The organism is Pseudomonas trutticola BRTCR10 (assembly GCF_056155105.1).
Genome location: NZ_CM149552.1, coordinates 1,687,319 through 1,704,252, shown reverse-complemented (window position 1 = coordinate 1,704,252; position 16,934 = coordinate 1,687,319). Strand labels below are relative to the sequence as shown.

The 16,934-nt window shown below is 58.9% G+C and carries 14 protein-coding genes; 5 read left to right on the top strand and 9 right to left on the bottom strand.

Features of this window, described 5'->3' with window-relative positions; translation table 11 throughout:
• Positions 1 to 4 precede the first annotated feature (4 nt).
• On the top strand, positions 5 to 1,327 hold the full coding sequence (locus tag ACVVH8_RS07590; RefSeq protein ID WP_475229314.1) for a putative porin: 1,323 nt from the start codon (positions 5 to 7) through the stop codon (positions 1,325 to 1,327).
• A 96-nt stretch (positions 1,328 to 1,423) separates the two neighbouring features.
• On the opposite strand, the gene ACVVH8_RS07585 is transcribed toward ACVVH8_RS07590, so the two are convergent.
• From ACVVH8_RS07585 to aceK, 5 genes are all read right to left on the bottom strand, one after another.
• A complete protein-coding gene (locus tag ACVVH8_RS07585) occupies positions 1,424 to 1,663 on the bottom strand; it encodes an anti-sigma factor family protein (protein ID WP_103306167.1) in 240 nt (79 codons plus the stop codon).
• Positions 1,657 to 2,268, bottom strand: coding sequence for a sigma-70 family RNA polymerase sigma factor (locus ACVVH8_RS07580; protein ID WP_315447064.1), 612 nt, complete (start codon positions 2,266 to 2,268; stop codon positions 1,657 to 1,659). Before ACVVH8_RS07580 ends, ACVVH8_RS07585 begins: the two co-directional genes overlap by 7 nt.
• Before the next feature lie 147 nt (positions 2,269 to 2,415).
• A complete protein-coding gene (locus ACVVH8_RS07575; protein ID WP_213027868.1) occupies positions 2,416 to 3,537 on the bottom strand; it encodes a beta-ketoacyl-ACP synthase III in 1,122 nt (373 codons plus the stop codon).
• A 320-nt stretch (positions 3,538 to 3,857) separates the two neighbouring features.
• Positions 3,858 to 7,769: an ATP-dependent RNA helicase HrpA gene (gene hrpA / locus ACVVH8_RS07570; protein ID WP_475229311.1), complete on the bottom strand. Its 3,912-nt coding sequence runs from the start codon at positions 7,767 to 7,769 to the stop codon at positions 3,858 to 3,860.
• 232 nt (positions 7,770 to 8,001) lie between these two features.
• Positions 8,002 to 9,723 (bottom strand): bifunctional isocitrate dehydrogenase kinase/phosphatase, encoded by a 1,722-nt coding sequence (gene aceK, locus ACVVH8_RS07565; protein WP_103306163.1) that lies wholly within the window; start codon positions 9,721 to 9,723, stop codon positions 8,002 to 8,004.
• Between the two features lie 213 nt (positions 9,724 to 9,936).
• On the opposite strand from aceK, the gene ACVVH8_RS07560 reads away from it, so the two are divergent.
• On the top strand, positions 9,937 to 10,845 hold the full coding sequence (locus tag ACVVH8_RS07560; protein ID WP_475229308.1) for a DMT family transporter: 909 nt from the start codon (positions 9,937 to 9,939) through the stop codon (positions 10,843 to 10,845).
• Positions 10,846 to 10,991: 146 nt separating this feature from the next.
• On the opposite strand, the gene ACVVH8_RS07555 is transcribed toward ACVVH8_RS07560, so the two are convergent.
• Complete coding sequence (locus ACVVH8_RS07555; protein WP_475229305.1) at positions 10,992 to 11,855, bottom strand: DMT family transporter; 864 nt, start codon at positions 11,853 to 11,855, stop codon at positions 10,992 to 10,994.
• A gap of 451 nt (positions 11,856 to 12,306) precedes the next feature.
• Here ACVVH8_RS07555 and ACVVH8_RS07550 point away from each other — a divergent pair, with 451 nt between their 5' ends.
• Both ACVVH8_RS07550 and ACVVH8_RS07545 read left to right on the top strand, forming a co-directional pair.
• Positions 12,307 to 12,831 (top strand): hypothetical protein, encoded by a 525-nt coding sequence (locus ACVVH8_RS07550; protein ID WP_213027864.1) that lies wholly within the window; start codon positions 12,307 to 12,309, stop codon positions 12,829 to 12,831.
• Positions 12,828 to 13,025 carry a hypothetical protein gene (locus tag ACVVH8_RS07545; RefSeq protein ID WP_213028861.1) on the top strand — a complete coding sequence of 66 codons (198 nt, stop codon included), beginning with the start codon at positions 12,828 to 12,830 and terminating at the stop codon, positions 13,023 to 13,025. The genes ACVVH8_RS07550 and ACVVH8_RS07545 overlap by 4 nt, the downstream gene beginning before the upstream one ends.
• A 55-nt stretch (positions 13,026 to 13,080) precedes the next feature.
• Here ACVVH8_RS07545 and ACVVH8_RS07540 read toward each other — a convergent pair whose 3' ends face one another.
• Together ACVVH8_RS07540 and cysK are read right to left on the bottom strand one after the other, a co-directional pair.
• The gene (locus ACVVH8_RS07540) at positions 13,081 to 14,019 is read right to left on the bottom strand and encodes an aspartyl/asparaginyl beta-hydroxylase domain-containing protein (protein WP_213027863.1); all 939 of its coding nucleotides are present in this window, start codon (positions 14,017 to 14,019) and stop codon (positions 13,081 to 13,083) included.
• A gap of 224 nt (positions 14,020 to 14,243) precedes the next feature.
• A complete protein-coding gene (cysK, locus tag ACVVH8_RS07535; RefSeq protein ID WP_103306158.1) occupies positions 14,244 to 15,221 on the bottom strand; it encodes a cysteine synthase A in 978 nt (325 codons plus the stop codon).
• 126 nt (positions 15,222 to 15,347) lie between these two features.
• Between cysK and ACVVH8_RS07530 the strand changes: the two genes are divergently transcribed.
• On the top strand, positions 15,348 to 16,424 hold the full coding sequence (locus ACVVH8_RS07530; RefSeq protein ID WP_103306157.1) for a DUF748 domain-containing protein: 1,077 nt from the start codon (positions 15,348 to 15,350) through the stop codon (positions 16,422 to 16,424).
• Here the strand turns inward: ACVVH8_RS07530 and ACVVH8_RS07525 are convergent.
• The gene (locus ACVVH8_RS07525; protein ID WP_103306156.1) at positions 16,405 to 16,689 is read right to left on the bottom strand and encodes a DUF2442 domain-containing protein; all 285 of its coding nucleotides are present in this window, start codon (positions 16,687 to 16,689) and stop codon (positions 16,405 to 16,407) included. The genes ACVVH8_RS07530 and ACVVH8_RS07525 overlap by 20 nt on opposite strands.
• Between the last annotated feature and the right edge of the window lie 245 nt (positions 16,690 to 16,934).

The window sequence follows — 16,934 nt, the reverse complement described above, 5'->3', positions numbered from 1 at the left end:
TGCTATGCGTCTTGCTTCCACGAAAACTGCGGCGGCCCTGTGCGGTGGCCTGTTGCTGGCCATGAGTGTTCCGGCCAGTGCTGCAGTCGACGCCAAACTGCTCGACATGCTCAAGGCTAACGGTTCGATTTCCCAGGCGCAGTACATTGAACTGCAAACTGAACTGGCCAAGGATCAGAAGGCTCAGCAAATCGCGCAGCAGGCGCAGCAAGAGACCAACGAACAAGTCGCGGCTGTCGCGAAGAAGACCAATGAACAAAGCGCCTTCGACCAGAAACTGGCCTGGGCCGCCAAGACCCAGTTCAAGGGCGATGTGCGTTTCCGTCAGGAAACCATCAAGATCGACGGCGAACCGAACAACGGTGGCCGCGACAAGGACCGTCAGCGTATCCGTGCCCGCCTCGGTGCCTACACCGAGATCAACCCGCAAGTCGACACCGGTATCCGTATCGCCACCGGCGGCGGCGATGATGCCCGTTCGACCAACCAGGACCAGGACAACTACTTCGACAAGAAGCAGATCTGGCTCGACCTCGGTTACATCGACTACCACCCCGATCAGATCAAGAACCTGCACATCATCGGCGGCAAGATGCTGCAACCGTGGGTCAGCATGGGCGACGTGATCTGGGACAGCGACATCAACCCGGAAGGTCTGGCCGTTACCTACAAATACCCGCTGGGCAGCAGCGCCGAACTGTTCGGCAGCCTGGGTAACTACAACCTCAAGGACAACGTCGATGGCGATGGCGTGCAATTCCGTCACGACCTGCGTCTGACTTCCGGTCAGTTGGGTAGCCGCTTCAACATCACCGACAACCTGAAAGTGACTTTGGGCGGCAGCATCTACGCCTACCAGAACGATGAAGACAGCCGTTGCACCGGCACTTCCACGCCGTGCGCCCTGGCGGTCAACGGCAACTCGGCCAACAACGAATTCCGTCTGTATGAAGGGTTCAGCCAGGTCGACATCGGTGGTCTGCCGATGCCATTGTCGTTCTACGGCCAATACGTGAAGAACAACGATGCGGTGACCGATCAGGACACCGCGTGGCTGTTGGGTGCCAAGTCGAAAGTCTTCGGCCTGAACCTCGATTACAACTATCGTGACGTTCAGCGCAACGCCGTGGTCGGCGCCTTCACCGACTCCGACTTCGCCAACGGCACCACTGGTTCGCGCGGTCACAAGTTCAAGGTCGGTTACGACATCGACAAGAACTTCGCCATCGGCGCTACCTACTTCCTGACCAAGGCTGACTTCGCCAGCCGTACTCAGCGTGACGCAGAGGCCAACACCCTGCAGCTGGATGCGGAGGCCAAGTTCTAAAACGCGTCACCCTGTAGTCTGGCGCGGGTGGGGCGATCCCCATCATCCGTTCGCTTCACCCACGCCGGGCTATTTTTGCAGTATGCAAATGCCCTCCTACAGGGGCTTGTCTTTTCGGCGCTGTTCAGCCAGGCGCTCGGCCAAGGCATCCACACCCTCTTGCGCTTTTTCCGGCATCGCCTTCAGCGTGGCTTGCATCAAACGCATCTGACGAATGAAACGCCGGCAGTTCGGGCAAAACATCAGGTGATGGCGCACCATCAGGTTTTCCCGAAAACTCAGTTCGCCATCGAGATAATCGCTGGAACGCGCCACTTGCTCCTTGCAGGTCAACATTCTCCTGTCTCCTCAAAATGCTCCACGGTCGCAAAGACCTTCAAACGTGCCCGATGCAGCAGCACGCGGACATTGGAGAGCGAGATCTCCAGAAGATTACAGATCTCTTCCAGCTCCAGACCCTGACGTTCGCGCAGCAGCAACACACTGCTTTGCAGTTCCGACAGGCTCAACAGCGTGTGCTCCAGGCATTCGCGCAGTTCGCCTTCGGTCAGCAGCGCTTCGGGGGTGTCCTGGTGCCAGGCAAATGGTGCGACCAGCCAATGGCCGTCGCCGGGCGAGAAACGGTCGTCGTCAATGGTGCCGTGGGGTGACGGCAGGTCATCCATCAGCACTTCGCGGCGATTGAGTTTGTAACGACTCTTGGCCGAGTTGGCGGTGATGGTCAGCAACCAGGTCTTGAGACTGGAGCGGCCCTCGAAGCTGCCGATATGGCGCACCACCGACAGCCAGGCATCCTGCACCACTTCTTCGACGTGACGCTGGCCAACAATCGCATACGCGACAGCGCGCATCGCGCTCTGATACGTCGTGACCAGTTCCTTGAAAGCCTTTTGCTCGCCTGCCAGCAAACGTGCGAGCAGTTGGGTGTCGTCAGCCGCCATCCATCAATCTCCTTGTTCCGACGTCGAAAATGACTGCGGCAGGATTCGCCAAAAGCGTCTCCTGCCGCGATTTCCGAAAACTACAGCGTTGCAGCCGATTCGGATGTAGGAAAGATCAGCGCGATTAAGCGGAAATTAAACCGCTTTTCAACGCTTGCGCAGAATCACACTGCCGATCGAGTAACCCGCACCGAACGAACTCAGCACCGCCAGCGAACCGCTCGCCAGATCATCCTGATACTTGTGGAAAGCAATCACAGAACCTGCGGAGCTGGTGTTGGCGTAGGTGTCGAGGATTACCGGTGCTTCTTCTTCGGTAGCCTCGCGGCCGAGCAGTTTGCGCACGATCAGGTGGTTCATGCTCAGGTTGGCCTGGTGCAGCCAGAAACGCTTGACGTCGCCGACGTTGAGCTTGTTCTCCTCCAGATGTGCAGCGATCAGTTCGGCGACCATCGGGCAGACATCCTTGAACACCTTGCGACCTTCCTGCACGAACAGCTTGTCGCGGGCGCCGATGCCCTCTTCCGCCGCGCGGTTGAGGAAACCGAAGTTGTTGCGGATGTTGTTGGAGAACTTGGTCAGCAGTTTGGTGCTGACCACATCGAACTGGTGTTTGGAGGTCGCGGTGTCTGCGCGCTCGATGATCACCGCAGTCGCGGCGTCGCCGAAGATGAAGTGGCTGTCGCGGTCACGGAAGTTCAGGTGACCGGTGCAGACTTCCGGGTTGACCATCAGGATTGCCCGGGCCTGGCCCAGTTGCACGGTGTTGGCGGCTTGCTGGATACCGAAAGTGGCCGACGAGCAGGCCACGTTCATGTCGAAACCGAAGCCTTGAATGCCCAGCGCTTCCTGGACTTCGATGGCGATGGCCGGGTAGGCGCGTTGCAGGTTGGAGCAGGCGACGATGACGCCGTCGATGTCAGCGGCGGTTTTGCCGGCGCGCTGCAAGGCTTGTTCGGCAGCGCCGATGGCCATTTGGCAGAGTACCGACCATTCATCGTTGGAGCGCTCCGGCAGACGCGGGGCCATGCGCTGCGGGTCAAGGATGCCGTCCTTGTCCATGACAAAGCGGCTCTTGATGCCCGAGGCTTTTTCGATGAACGCGGCGCTGGATTCGGTCAGAGCCTGGATTTCGCCGCTGGCGATGGCGTCGGCGTTGTCCGCGTTGAACTGCGCGACGTAGGTATTGAAAGACTGCACCAGCTCTTCGTTGGAGATGCTGTTGGCCGGGGTGTACAGGCCGGTGCCGCTGATGACGACGTTATGCATGGTCGTTTCTCTAATCTGTTCAGGCAGAAAGTGCTGGAACCGTCGTACCAACACACAAAGGGTCTATTCCCATCAGGGGGGACGCAAACCTGGCATCGCTTTATTCCGCTCCGTGACCGCGCCAAAGGCTCTGGGTCGCGAAACCGGCGTTTATGGTCGCGAAGTTTGCCATAAACGTTGGCTTTTGGCGCCTTTCTCAAAATCAACACGGATGATCGTTCCCACGCTCCTGCGTGGGAATGCAGCCCGTGACGCTCCGCGTCACTGGACGCGGAGCGTCCCCAGAGGCGTTCTCACGCAGAGCGTGGGAACGATCAGCTTCACGGTTCGACCTGGGTCCACTGCTTGTTCAGGCGTTTGTCGGAGATCGGTACTTTCGTGCCCAACTGCTGGGCGAACAGCGAAACCCGGTATTCCTCCAGCCACCAGCGATACAGCTCAAGCTGCGGATCGCGTTTGCCTTCCTGGGCATGCTTGGCCGCGCGAGTCTGGTATTGCGCCCAGAGCCCGGCGAGTTCGCCACTCCAGACGCGATCCTTCTGCACTTGCGCGCCGAGTTTTTCGAAACGCTGCTCGACTGCCTTCAGGTAACGCGGCAGCTCTTTAAGCCACTGCATCGGCGTTTCCCGGACAAACCCCGGATAAACCAGATGGCTGATCTGCTGCTTGATGTCGTTCAACGCCACGGCTTGCGCCAGATCGATCTTGCCTTTGAAGCGTTTTTGCAGACCGTGCCAGATCTTCAGGATGTCCAGGGTCAACCGCGCCACACGCTCGGCGTGCTCGGTCCAACTGCCGCGTTTGCGTTCGGCCAGTGCCGCCAACCCGGCGCCATCTCGCGGCAACGGGTCTTCACCCTCCAGAATGCAGCTGTCGAGGCTGGCCAGCAGAATGTCTTCGACCAGTGCATCGACCCGGCCCAACTCGCGATAGAGCAAGCCCAGTTCAGTCTGCCCCGGCAATTTGCCACGCAGGAACTTGGCCGGCTCGGCCAGTTGTTGCATCAACAGACGCTGCAACGCACGACGATGCTGGAACTCGGCTTCGGCCGGGGTCGAGAACCGCCCTTCCTTGACCGTGCCGCCCTCTTCCACCAGCGCCGGATAGACCGTCATCGACAGCCCGGCGATCTTCTGTTGAGTCTTTTCCGCCACTGGCGCGAAGACCTTCGCCTCCACCGGTTGCTGACTTTTCGCACTCTGCGGCACTGCCAACGCCGCCTGACTGGCTTCGGCAAAACGCGCGGTCAGCTCAGCGAGATCACGTCCTTCGCCGAGGAATTTGCCTTGGCCATCGACGATTTCCAGGTTCATCCGCAGATGCCCTTCGACGCCTTGCTCAGCTTCGGCCCACGCCTCATCGCTGACCCGCGCACCGGTCATGCGCAGCAGCTCACGCCCGAGCGCCTGCGGCAATGAACCGTCGGCAAAGGTCATGCGTTGCAGCGCAGCCTTGATGAAGTCCGGCACCGGCACGAAGTTCTTGCGCAGCGCCTTCGGCAGGTTGCGCACCAGCGCGATGCACTTGGCCTCGATCATTCCCGGCACCAGCCATTCCAGACGCTCCGGCGGCAGCATCGGCAGCAGCGGCGCCGGCACGCGCAGGGTTACGCCGTCACGCGGGTGGTTGGGTTCGAAGTGATAGGTCAGCGCCAGTTCCAGATCGCCAATGTGCAGGGTGTCCGGGTAGTCACGCGCAGTGACTTCACTGGCTTCACGGGCCAGTACGTCTTCTTCGCGCATGATCAACAGCTGCGGATCTTTCTGGCTGTTGATGCGATACCAACTGTCGAACGTCGCCGTCTGATGAATCTCTGCCGGCAGCCGCGCATCGTAGAACGCGTAGAGGGTTTCTTCGTCGGCAAGAATATCGCGGCGACGAGCCTTGGCTTCCAGTTCGTCGAGCTGCTCCAGCAATCGCTGGTTGGCGCTCAGGCACTTGGCTTTCGACTGAATCTCGCCACGCACCAGACCTTCACGGATGAACAGTTCACGCGACACCACCGGATCGACCGGGCCGTAATGCACCGGTCGACGGCCAACCACGATCAGCCCGAACAGGGTGATCTGCTCGAACGCCACGACCTGACCGCGCTTCTTCTCCCAGTGCGGTTCGAAGTGGTTTTTCTTGATCAGGTGCCCGGCCAACGGCTCGATCCAGTCGGCGTCGATCTTGGCGACCATGCGCGCATAAAGCTTGGTGGTTTCCACCAGCTCGGCGGTCATCAGCCACTGCGGACGCTTCTTGCCGATGCCCGACGACGGATGAATCCAGAAGCGCCGCTGACGGGCGCCGAGGTAATCGCCGTCCTCGGTTTTCTGGCCAATCTGGCTGAGCAGGCCGACCAGCACCGCTTTGTGCAGTTTCGGGTAATCCGCCGGCTCTTTATTGAGGCTCAGCTGCATGTCGCGGCAAATCAGGCTCAACTGGCGGTGGGAATCGCGCCACTCGCGCAGGCGCAGGTAATTGAGGAAGTTCTTCCGGCACCAGTTGCGCAGCGGGCTCGCGGTAAGGGCCTGGCGCTGTTCTTCAAAACCGCGCCACAAATTGACCAGTCCGGCGAAGTCGGAATCAGTGTCTTTCCATTGCGCGTGGGCCTGGTCGGCAGCTTGCTGACGCTCCGGCGGACGCTCGCGCGGATCCTGAATCGACATGGCACTGGCGACGATCAGCACTTCCTGCAGGCTGCCGAGCTTCGCCGCTTCGAGCAGCATGCGGCCCATGCGCGGGTCCACCGGCAGACGCGCCAGTTGGCGGCCCAATGGCGTCAGCTGACTGTTGCGATCCACCGCCGAGAGTTCTTGCAGCAGGTTGAAACCGTCGCTGATCGCCTTGCCGTCCGGCGGCTCGATAAACGGGAATGCAGTGATCTCGCCGAGGCGCAGATGGAGCATCTGCAAGATCACGGCTGCAAGGTTGGTACGCAGAATCTCCGGATCGGTAAATTCCGGACGGCCGAGGAAATCTTCTTCGCTGTACAAACGTATGCAGATGCCCGGCTCAACCCGACCGCAACGACCCTTACGCTGGTTGGCGCTGGCCTGGGAAATCGCTTCGATCGGCAAACGCTGCACTTTGGCGCGATAGCTGTAACGGCTGATGCGCGCAGTGCCGCTGTCGATCACGTAGCGGATGCCCGGCACGGTCAACGAGGTTTCAGCAACGTTGGTCGCCAACACCACACGACGGCCCGGGTGCGACTGGAAAATCCGCTGCTGTTCGGCCGGCGACAGGCGTGCGTACAGCGGCAGAATTTCAGTGTGTTTGAGCTGGGCTTTACGCAGCATGTCCGCTGCATCGCGGATCTCGCGCTCACCGGGCAGGAACACCAGCACATCGCCAGGGCTGCGGCGTTCGCTGCGCTCGTAAGCGGCGATTTCATCGAGGGTGGCGAGGATCGCCTGATCCACGGTCAGGTCGTCTTCGACGCGGTTGCCCTCTTCGTCCTGCTCAAGGGTCAGCGGGCGATACCAGGTATCCACCGGGAAGGTGCGGCCGGAGACTTCGACAATCGGCGCATCGTCGAAGTGCTTGGAGAAGCGCTCCAGATCGATGGTCGCCGAGGTGATGATGACTTTCAGGTCCGGGCGACGCGGCAGCAGGGTTTTCAGGTAACCGAGGAGGAAATCGATGTTGAGGCTGCGTTCGTGAGCTTCGTCGACGATGATCGTGTCGTAGCGTTCCAGATACCGGTCATTCTGGGTTTCCGCGAGCAAAATGCCGTCGGTCATCAGTTTGATCAGGGTGTTGGAATCGCTCTGATCCTCGAAACGCACCTGATAGCCGACCAGCGCCCCGAGCGGCGTGGCGAGTTCTTCGGCAACGCGGCTGGCGACACTGCGGGCAGCGATCCGCCGTGGCTGGGTATGACCGATCAGGCCATGCTGGCCGCGACCGATTTCCAGACAGATTTTCGGCAACTGGGTGGTTTTACCCGAACCGGTTTCGCCGGCGATGATCAGCACTTGGTGCTGTTCCAGCGCTTTTTTGATTTCGTCGCGCTTGGCGGCAATCGGCAGGCTGTCGTCGTAACGAATCACCGGCAGGCTGGCGCGGCGCGCCAGCACTTGATCACAGGACGCCTGCATGCGCGTCACCCACTGGGCCAGCTTGGCTTCGTCAGGTTTCTTGCGCAGCTCAAGCAACTGCCGCCGCAGCCGGTGGCGGTCGGCGAGCATGGCGTGATCGAGGTTTTTCAGCAGTTTGTCGATGGAGGGCGATTCGTCGGTCATCGGGTACGCAATTCGGTCGTCTATTTGTGCAGGGGGCGGATTGTCGCAGATTTGCGGCACTGAACACGACTGCGAGGTGCTCTTGTGGCGAGGGGATTTATCCCCGATCGGCTTCGCAGCAGTCGCCGACTGGATATCAAAGTCGATCTGGGGCGTCTGAGTTGAATGGTTTTTGGGGGGCTTCGCACCCCATCGGGGATAAATCCCCTCGCCACAATGTGTTCAGGGGGAGTTATTCGTTATCCAGGCCCTTGCGCCGATACGGAAAGACGTCGATGACCTTTCCCGCCCGAATCGCCTCCTGCAACCCCTTCCAGTAATCGGCGTTATACAACTCCCCATGCAGCTGATCGAACAACTTGCGCTGCCCCGAATCGGCAAACAGAAACGGCGGAAACTCCTCAGGGAACACATCCAGCGGCCCGATCGAATACCACGGCTCCGAGGCCATTTCGTCTTCCGGCGTACGCGGTGCCGGAATGTGGCGAAAGTTGGCCTCGGTCAGAAAGCAGATCTCGTCGTAGTCATAAAACACCACACGCCCGTGCCGCGTGACGCCGAAGTTCTTCAGCAGCATGTCGCCGGGAAAGATGTTCGCCGCCGCCAATTGCTTGATCGCCAGACCGTAGTCTTCCAGCGCCTCACGCACTTGCGCTTCGTTGGCGTTTTCCAGATACAGGTTGAGCGGCGTCATCCGCCGCTCAGTCCAGCAGTGGCGAATCAGCACGGTATCGCCTTCCACCGAGACCGTAGACGGTGCGACTTCGAGCAATTCCTCAAGGCACGCCGGATCGAACTTGCTCAGCGGAAAACGGAAATCGGCAAACTCTTGGGTATCGGCCATGCGCCCTACCCGGTCGACACTCTTCACTAGTCGGTACTTCTCGATCACCGTGGCGCGGTCGACGTTTTTTGACGGCGAAAAACGGTCCTTGATGATCTTGAACACGGTGTTGAAGCCCGGCAGGGTGAACACACTCATGACCATGCCGCGCACACCGGGAGCCATGATGAATTGGTCGTCGGTGTTGGCCAGGTGGTTGATCAGCGCCCGATAGAACTCGGACTTGCCGTGTTTGTAGAAGCCGATCGAGGTGTACAGCTCGGCGATGTGCTTGCCCGGCAGGATGCGCCGCAGGAAACCGATGAACTCCGCCGGCACCGGCACATCGACCATGAAATACGAACGAGTGAAGGAGAAGATGATCGACACATCGGCTTCGTCGGTGATCAGCGCGTCGATCTGAATCCCGCGTCCCTCGCGGTGCAGCAGCGGAATCACCAGCGGCCACTGCTCGTCGCGGGTATAGATGCGCCCGACCAGGTACGCGCCTTTGTTGCGGTACAGCACCGAGGAAAACAGCTCGACGCTCAGTTCCGGGTCCTTGCACACCCAGTCCGGCAGGTTCTCGCGCAGTTGCGCTTCGAGGCGGCGCAGGTCGCCCGGCAGGTCGGCGTAATCCTCACTGAAGCGGTAGTCGGCAAAAATGCTCGCGAGCATCCCCGACAACTGGCCCTGGGGTTTGTAGGTGCGGGTTTGCGCGGCCCGGGCACGCCGCAGGCTCGGGCGCGTGGTGTGGATGAACATGCAGCCGTCGCTGATCAGGTCATGGCTGAACAGCCCGCAGAAAATCGAGTTGTACCAGGTCTCGGACAGTTCATCGTCGAAGCGCAGGTCGATGACGCTGATGTAGGCGCTTTTCACCAGCGGCCAGCAACTGACATTCATCAGCGCTTCGTCATCGAAATACTCGCGCAGGCGGGCGATGGTTTCGCTGACCTTTTCTTCGTAGAGGTTGATCCGCGCCGCCGACGCGGTTTGGGTCTCCTGCCAGCGCGCCTGCTCGAAACGCTCCCGGGCACCGTCGGTGATCCGGCGAAAATGCTCGCGGTAGTCGTCAAAGCCGTCGAGGATCATGCGGGCGATGTCGGTGGCGGGCCATGGCTGCGGCATAGATAAGACCTCAACGTGCATTCGGAAGGCTTGAGCTTAGCCACGGAACAGACCTGAGGAGAAGTGCAATTTCTGCCAAAACTGAAGCACAGGCGTACGTCAGTGCGTTTTTTCGCCGGGCAGTGGTCGGGAAAAATTAATTGCCCGATTGGCGGTTGCCATTGGCAAGGTGCTCGGCAACACTCTCGTCCCGATCTAGGAAGGAGGCCCGTCGTGAGCCCAGTCGATATTTTCCGTATGTTGTCGCTGGCGGCCATCTGGGGCGCGAGTTTTCTGTTCATGCGCATTATTGCGCCGGTGATCGGCACGATTCCGACGGCGTTTTTCCGTGTGTCGATCGCTGCCGTCGGCCTGCTGGTGATCCTCGGGTTGATGCGCATCAGTTGGGATTTCAAAGGCAAGCTGAAAACCGTGATGTTGCTCGGGGTGATCAACTCGGGGATTCCGGCGACGCTGTATTCGGTGGCGGCCCAAGTGTTGCCGGCCGGTTACTCGGCGATTTTCAACGCCACCACACCGCTGATGGGCGTGCTGATCGGCGGCTTGTTCTTCAGTGAAAAACTGACCGTCGCGAAATTGACCGGCGTGTTCCTCGGCCTGTTCGGCGTCGGCGTGCTCACGCGCGCAGGTCCGGTGGCCTTCGATCTGGAACTGCTGATGGGCGCCCTCGCCTGCCTGCTCGCTACCACCTGCTACGGTTTCGCTGGCTTCCTCACCCGGCGCTGGCTGGATCAGAGTGGTGGGCTAGACAGTCGACTCTCGGCGGTCGGCAGCATGCTCGGTGCTTCACTGTTTCTCCTGCCGTTGTTCAGCTACAGCGTGATCACCGCACCACCGTCAAGCTGGGGCGGCTGGAGTGTCTGGCTGTCGCTGCTGGGCCTGGGCCTCGGCTGCACGGCGTTTGCCTACATCATTTACTTCCGGCTGCTCAGCTCCATCGGCCCGGTGAAGTCAATGACCGTGACCTTCATGATTCCGGCGTTCGGCGTGTTGTGGGGTGCGTTGCTGCTCGATGAGCCGCTGTCGATGGCGCATCTGTATGGCGGGGTGTTGATTGCGCTGGCGTTGTGGCTGGTGTTGAAGCCGGCGGTGGTGAAGTCTTCTGCAGCGCCAGCCCGATGATTTTGCGGCGTTGCTGATTCAGTCTTCGCGGGCAAGCCCGCTCCCACAGTGATTGATGTCGTCCACATCATGGGTGTTCAACACAAAACCCTGTGGGAGCGGGCTTGCCCGCGATGGCGGCTGTTCGGCCGCCATCACCCTACAGGTCAGCCGGTTTTACGGAACACGAACGCCAGACCGACGATGATCAACAGCATCCCCAGCACGCTCAACGCAGCCAGGCGATTGCCGAAAATCAGATAGTCCATCACCGCCGTCACCGCCGGCACCAGATAGAACAGACTGGTGACATTCACCAGATTGCCCCGTGCGATCAGGCGATACAGCAACAGCGTCGCCAGCACCGACACCACCAGCCCCATCCACAGCACCGGCACGATGAAACCGGCGCTGTGTTCGAAGTGAAACGGCTGGAACGGCACAAAGATCCCGCAGAGCAACAGGCCCGCCAGATACTGCACCGGCAACGTTCCGAGGGGATTGTCGGTGATGCTTTTTTGCATGATCGACCCCAGCGTCATACTCGCCAGCGCCAGCAAGCCAAACAGCATCCCCGCCCACGACATCCCGGCCAAACCAATGCCTTGGTAAACCACCATGATCAACCCGGCCAACCCCAACGCCAGACCAAACATCCGGCTCGCCGAACGCTGCCGCTCCATCAATACCACCGTGAGAATCGGCTGCACGCCCATGATCGTCGCCATTACCCCCGGTGTGACTTTGGTGTTCAGCGCCAGCAGATAGAAAATCTGATAAGCGCCCAACAACACCATGCCCGTGGCCATTGCATACAGCATCGGCCTGCCGCCCTTGGGTAGTTTCAACTTGAGCAACGGCGCCAGCAGCACCAGCCCGCACAGGGCAATGACGAAACGGATCAGCAGAAAGGCAAAGGGCGACGCGTGGGCCAGGCCCCATTTGGAGAAGATCGCACCGCTGCTCCATAACAGAACGAACAGGCTCGTGGACGCCGCCGCGAGCGCGGTTTTTTTCGAAAGGACAAACATGAATACCACCTGTAGTCAGGCAAAAAGCCAACTCAGCCGAAGCTGAAATTCAGTAGGTTTTTTCAGGCGGGCACAGGGGTCAGCAGAAACTGCCGATCAGCCCGAAACGCCAACGCCCGGCGGTGATACGACTGCGCACACCGGCGTGCTACTGACAGGTGGGGGGTAATGACTGATCTGCTTTGGCTGCTGATTCCCGCACGGCACGACGCCAGCGTTGACCGCTGAATCGACTACCGCGTTGATGAGGGATGCAGGCATTGGGGCTGATCTTTTTCCGAGGATGGAAACGAGAGTGATGACTCTCGCGAGCGCCGACTATAACCAGCGTGGGACATGGATTGCAATGATTTGGGCAAAGGGCCGGTAACGACGAATGGATGACGGCTGAATAGGCTGTGGAGCAACCGCAACACCTATCGATGGGGAGACATGGAATGCTCGAAGTCATATGCCAAGGGAACGGAGTTATCTGCGCTATCAGTTGTATCGGTCGCTCGCCAGGAGGCAGGCAAGTATCGCCACTGCTCTATTACAACTTTCAGCAGGACAAGACTTTTCGAAGATACGCTTCGAACCTATCGATGCCCTAGCACTGAGCGCGTTTGAGCTTTGGGAGAATCCGCATTTTTGCTGGCGAGAGATTGCCGCATGGAAGTCACGAGAGCCCTTGTCCCTGGATATCGCGATCTGGTTTGAAGAACAGCTATGCGGACTTTGTTTCGTCAATCCAAACAAAAGCCGTCAGCGAATTCGAATCGTGCGATTGGAGGGGCGACCCGGCGCGCACCCACTTAAAAAGCGTATTGCGGTTTTGGCGATGATGGCCATCGATGAGTTTGCGCAAATAATCGGCAGTAAGTGCATTGAAGTCCAGGAACCGATACAAGGAGCAATTCCTGTTTATACAAAACTCGGCTTCAAATTTGATTTGGAAGGCCGCCTTGTCCTCACAGTGGAGAGTAAAGTATCGTGAAAACTGTTCAAGTAATGATCAACGAGGGCGGGAGCATGCGTAAATCTGTGAAAAAATCCCCCATTAAGAAACGATCAACCAAAACGGACGAAAAGCTTGACTCCTCCGAGCTATCAGCCAATCAGCAGCGCTTTCTTCAGCTACTGATTACAGGGATCGACAACGAACCCGACGTCCTCGCCGGACGGCGCTGACTTGCAGGCAATAAAAAACCGCTCACAAGGAGCGGTTTTTTATTGCCGGCGGCTTTTATCCAAACAGCCAATACCCGAGCAACGTCAACACCACCACTGCCAGCACCGGCCGTAAAACGCGGTAGGCCTTAGGGTTACGGCGCTTCCACTGCTTGACCACGCCGCTGAACTTGTCACTGAAGTTCTTGCTCCAGGCGTAAGCCTGATTGATACCGCCGACGCGTTCGTCGTCGAGGTTCTGCGGTGCGGTCGCGCGGCCGAGCCAGCCACTGATGAAGCGGTTGATGCGGGTCATGAGGCGGTTGCTCAGCGGCCGCTCGATGTCGCAGAAGAGGATGACGCGGGTCTTGTCGGTTTCGTTCTTGACCCAGTGTACGTAGGTTTCGTCGAACATCACGTCCTCGCCATCGCGCCAGGCGTAGACCTGACCATCGACGAAGATGCGGCAGTCGTCGGAGTTTGGCGTCGACAAACCGAGGTGATAACGCAGGGAGCCGGCAAACGGATCGCGATGCGGGTTGAGGTGGCTACCGCCCGGCAACAGCGCGAACATGGCGCCCTTGACGTTCGGAATGGCACTGACCAGCGCGACGGTTTTCGGGCACAGGGTTTCTGCCGACGGCAGCGGTTTGTCGTACCACTTGAGGTAAAAACGCTTCCAGCCCTTCTTGAAGAACGAACCGAAACCGGCATCGTTGTTCTTCTCCGCCGCACGGATGTAACCCTCGTCGAACAGGTGCATGGCTTCGTCGCGAATGGTTTCCCAGTTATCGCGCAGCACATCCAGTTCCGGGAACTTGCTGCGGTCCAGATACGGCTTGGACGGCACGCCGGAAAACAGATACATGAGGGCGTTATACGGCGCGAACAGCGCCGAGTGGTTGACGAACTGGCGCAGCACCGGCAGGCGCGCCTTGCCGCGCAAATGCACGTAAAGGATGCTGCCCACAAACAGCAGCAACACCAACACCTTGGCGGCTAACGAAAAGGTCATCAACGACTCCTTGAATAAAGACAACACTGCGCACGCCCTTTACCCGGCATGGCAGCCGGCCATGATAAACACTACCGGCCTGGGGAAAAACCCGTTAAACCTAATATTCAGTATTAAGAATTGCGCAATAAAGCATTTATTAACATAACGGTCCTGAACGGTGGCTGACCTGAGTCAAAGATCAAAAGATCGCAGCCTGTACTGCGGTCCTTTGCTTTACCGGGTTACTGCTGGTTCTCCTGCTCGGTGAACAGATCGCTGAACAACATGCTCGACAGATAACGCTCACCGGAGTCCGGCAGGATCACGACAATGGTCTTGCCCTGCATTTCCGGGGTTTCCGCCAGGCGCACGGCAACCGCCATCGCTGCACCGCAGGAGATACCGCACAAGATGCCTTCTTCCAGCATCAAGCGCAGGGCCATCGCCTTCGACTCCTCGTCGGTGACCTGCTCGACCCGGTCGACCATGGCCAGATCCAGATTCTTCGGTACGAAACCGGCACCGATGCCTTGAATCTTGTGCGGTGCCAGCGGTTTGGCCTCTTCACCCGCCAGCGTCTGGGTGATCACCGGCGACAACACCGGCTCCACCGCCACCGACAGAATCGGTTTGCCCTGGGTATTCTTGATATACCGCGAAACACCGGTAATCGTTCCGCCCGTGCCGACGCCAGCCACCAGCACATCGACGGCGCCATCGGTGTCGTTCCAGATTTCCGGGCCGGTGGTTTTTTCGTGGATGGCCGGGTTGGCCGGATTGTCGAACTGCGCCGGCATGAAGTATTTGCCGGTATCGCTGGCAACAATCTCGGCAGCCTTCTCGATCGCGCCTTTCATGCCTTTGGTCGGTTCGGTCAGCACCAGCTCGGCACCCAAAGCCTTGAGGACCTTGCGCCGCTCGATGCTCATTGACGCCGGCATGGTCAACATCAGTTTGTAACCACGGGCGGCGGCGACGAAGGCCAGACCGATGCCGGTGTTGCCCGACGTTGGCTCGACGATGGTCATGCCCGGCTTGAGTTTGCCGCTGCTTTCGGCGTCCCAGATCATGTTGGCGCCGATCCGGCACTTCACCGAATAACCGGGGTTGCGCCCCTCGATCTTGGCCAGGATGGTCACGCCACGTGGCGCGATGCGGTTGATCTGCACCAGCGGCGTATTACCGATGGAATGGGCGTTGTCAGCAAAAATACGGCTCATGGCTGGGTCCTTATGCAGCGTTGAATTCAGCGCCCACGGTATGCCTGTTGCCCATTGCAGTCCAGTCGGGTCGAACGTCTGCGGCCGGCAACAGTCAATCGCTTACATCGTTCGGGAATTGCCGTCATGAAACGTCGTTACAGCTGGCCATTAGGGATTATCGCCGTCATCGTCGTGTTGTTGATTGCCCTGCACATCGCTCTGCCTTATGTCGTACGCGATTACCTCAACGACAAGTTGGCGAACATGGGCGATTACCGTGGCCAGATCACCGACGTAGACCTGGCGCTATGGCGCGGCGCCTACAAGATCAACGGTCTGAAAATCGTCAAGGTCGACGGCAAGGTTCCGGTGCCCTTCGTTAACGCGCCGCTGATCGATCTGGCCGTGAGCTGGCATTCGCTGTGGTACGACCATGCGGTGGTGGCGCAGGTGAAATTCTTCAATCCCGAAATCAACTTTGTCGACGGTGGCGCCAACAAGCAGAACTCCCAGACCGGTCAGGGTACCGACTGGCGCGCGCAACTGGGCAAGTTGCTGCCGATCACCCTCGACGAAGTGCAGATTCACGACGGCAAAATCAGCTTCCGCAACTTCAACTCCAAGCCACCGGTGAACATGAATGCCACCAATGTCGACGCCAGCATTTACAACCTGACCAACGTGGTCGACAAAGAAGGCAAACGCGATGCCCGCTTCGAAGGCAAGGCCAAACTGCTCGGCCACGCGCCGCTGGAGACTACCGCCACCTTCGACCCGTTGAGCAACTTCGAAGACTTTGAATTCCGCCTGCGCGCCAAAGATATCGAACTCAAAAGCATGAACGACTTCGCCTCGGCCTACGGCAAGTTCGACTTCAACGCCGGCCACGGTGACGTGGTCATCGAAGCCCAGGCCAAAAAAGCCCAGGTCAGCGGCTACATCAAGCCACTGCTGCGCGATGTCGAAGTGTTCAACTGGCAGCAGGACGTCGAAAACAAGAACAAAAGCATCTTCCGCTCGGTGTGGGAGGCAATCGTCGGCGGCACCGAGACTGTGCTGAAGAATCAGGCAAAGAACCAGTTCGCTACCAAGGTCGAACTCAGCGGCAACGTGCATCAGCAAAATATCAGCGCGTTCGAGGCGTTTTTGCAGATTTTACGCAACGGTTTCGTTCAGGCATTTAATGCCCGGTATGAGCGGCCTAAGCCGGATGCGGGTTAGGGTTTGAAGCTGAAAATGCATCGATATAAAGAGTGTCTGCACCGATTTGAATATCCGGGGCTAGCCATTCAACAGACCAGCCATCATCGTCCATACGAGCGGTCGCAAAGACTTCCGGATCGAGTAATGGATCTAGACCTGGATAAGTATGGATATCCCGATTCAGATCGACTGTCACTCGTTGGCCATTGATAAAGGTCAGTGCCAGTAGGAAACCTGGATGTGCAGTGACAGCTGACAAGCGGGGGCGTTTTATGGGTGACATATATTAAAACCCTGGAATGGACGCGGTGGGTCTGCTTCGCAGCCCAGCGGGAGCAAGCTCCCTCGCCACAGAATGCCCTCATGTAGCGGGTAATACGCTGTGCCCAGAGGCTATCGCCAAATCGACGGAGTAAAAATACTGGCCAAGCGCCGAGACTGAGTCAACATGTGACGCCCCATTCAGAGACTGAATAAGCCGTCTGCGTTCACAGTCGACCGGGCTGCGCGTTATAGTCGGGGCATCCG

Coding starts and splice junctions, on each gene's coding strand:
- ACVVH8_RS07555 (WP_475229305.1), bottom strand. CDS start 11,855: ATGTTTGTCCTTTCGAAAAAAACCGCGCTCGCGGCGGCGTCCACGAGC.
- ACVVH8_RS07525 (WP_103306156.1), bottom strand. CDS start 16,689: ATGTCACCCATAAAACGCCCCCGCTTGTCAGCTGTCACTGCACATCCA.
- hrpA (WP_475229311.1), bottom strand. CDS start 7,769: ATGACCGACGAATCGCCCTCCATCGACAAACTGCTGAAAAACCTCGAT.
- ACVVH8_RS07580 (WP_315447064.1), bottom strand. CDS start 2,268: ATGGCGGCTGACGACACCCAACTGCTCGCACGTTTGCTGGCAGGCGAG.
- ACVVH8_RS07590 (WP_475229314.1), top strand. CDS start 5: ATGCGTCTTGCTTCCACGAAAACTGCGGCGGCCCTGTGCGGTGGCCTG.
- ACVVH8_RS07540 (WP_213027863.1), bottom strand. CDS start 14,019: ATGACCTTTTCGTTAGCCGCCAAGGTGTTGGTGTTGCTGCTGTTTGTG.
- ACVVH8_RS07530 (WP_103306157.1), top strand. CDS start 15,348: ATGAAACGTCGTTACAGCTGGCCATTAGGGATTATCGCCGTCATCGTC.
- ACVVH8_RS07585 (WP_103306167.1), bottom strand. CDS start 1,663: ATGTTGACCTGCAAGGAGCAAGTGGCGCGTTCCAGCGATTATCTCGAT.
- aceK (WP_103306163.1), bottom strand. CDS start 9,723: ATGCCGCAGCCATGGCCCGCCACCGACATCGCCCGCATGATCCTCGAC.
- ACVVH8_RS07550 (WP_213027864.1), top strand. CDS start 12,307: ATGCCAAGGGAACGGAGTTATCTGCGCTATCAGTTGTATCGGTCGCTC.
- cysK (WP_103306158.1), bottom strand. CDS start 15,221: ATGAGCCGTATTTTTGCTGACAACGCCCATTCCATCGGTAATACGCCG.
- ACVVH8_RS07575 (WP_213027868.1), bottom strand. CDS start 3,537: ATGCATAACGTCGTCATCAGCGGCACCGGCCTGTACACCCCGGCCAAC.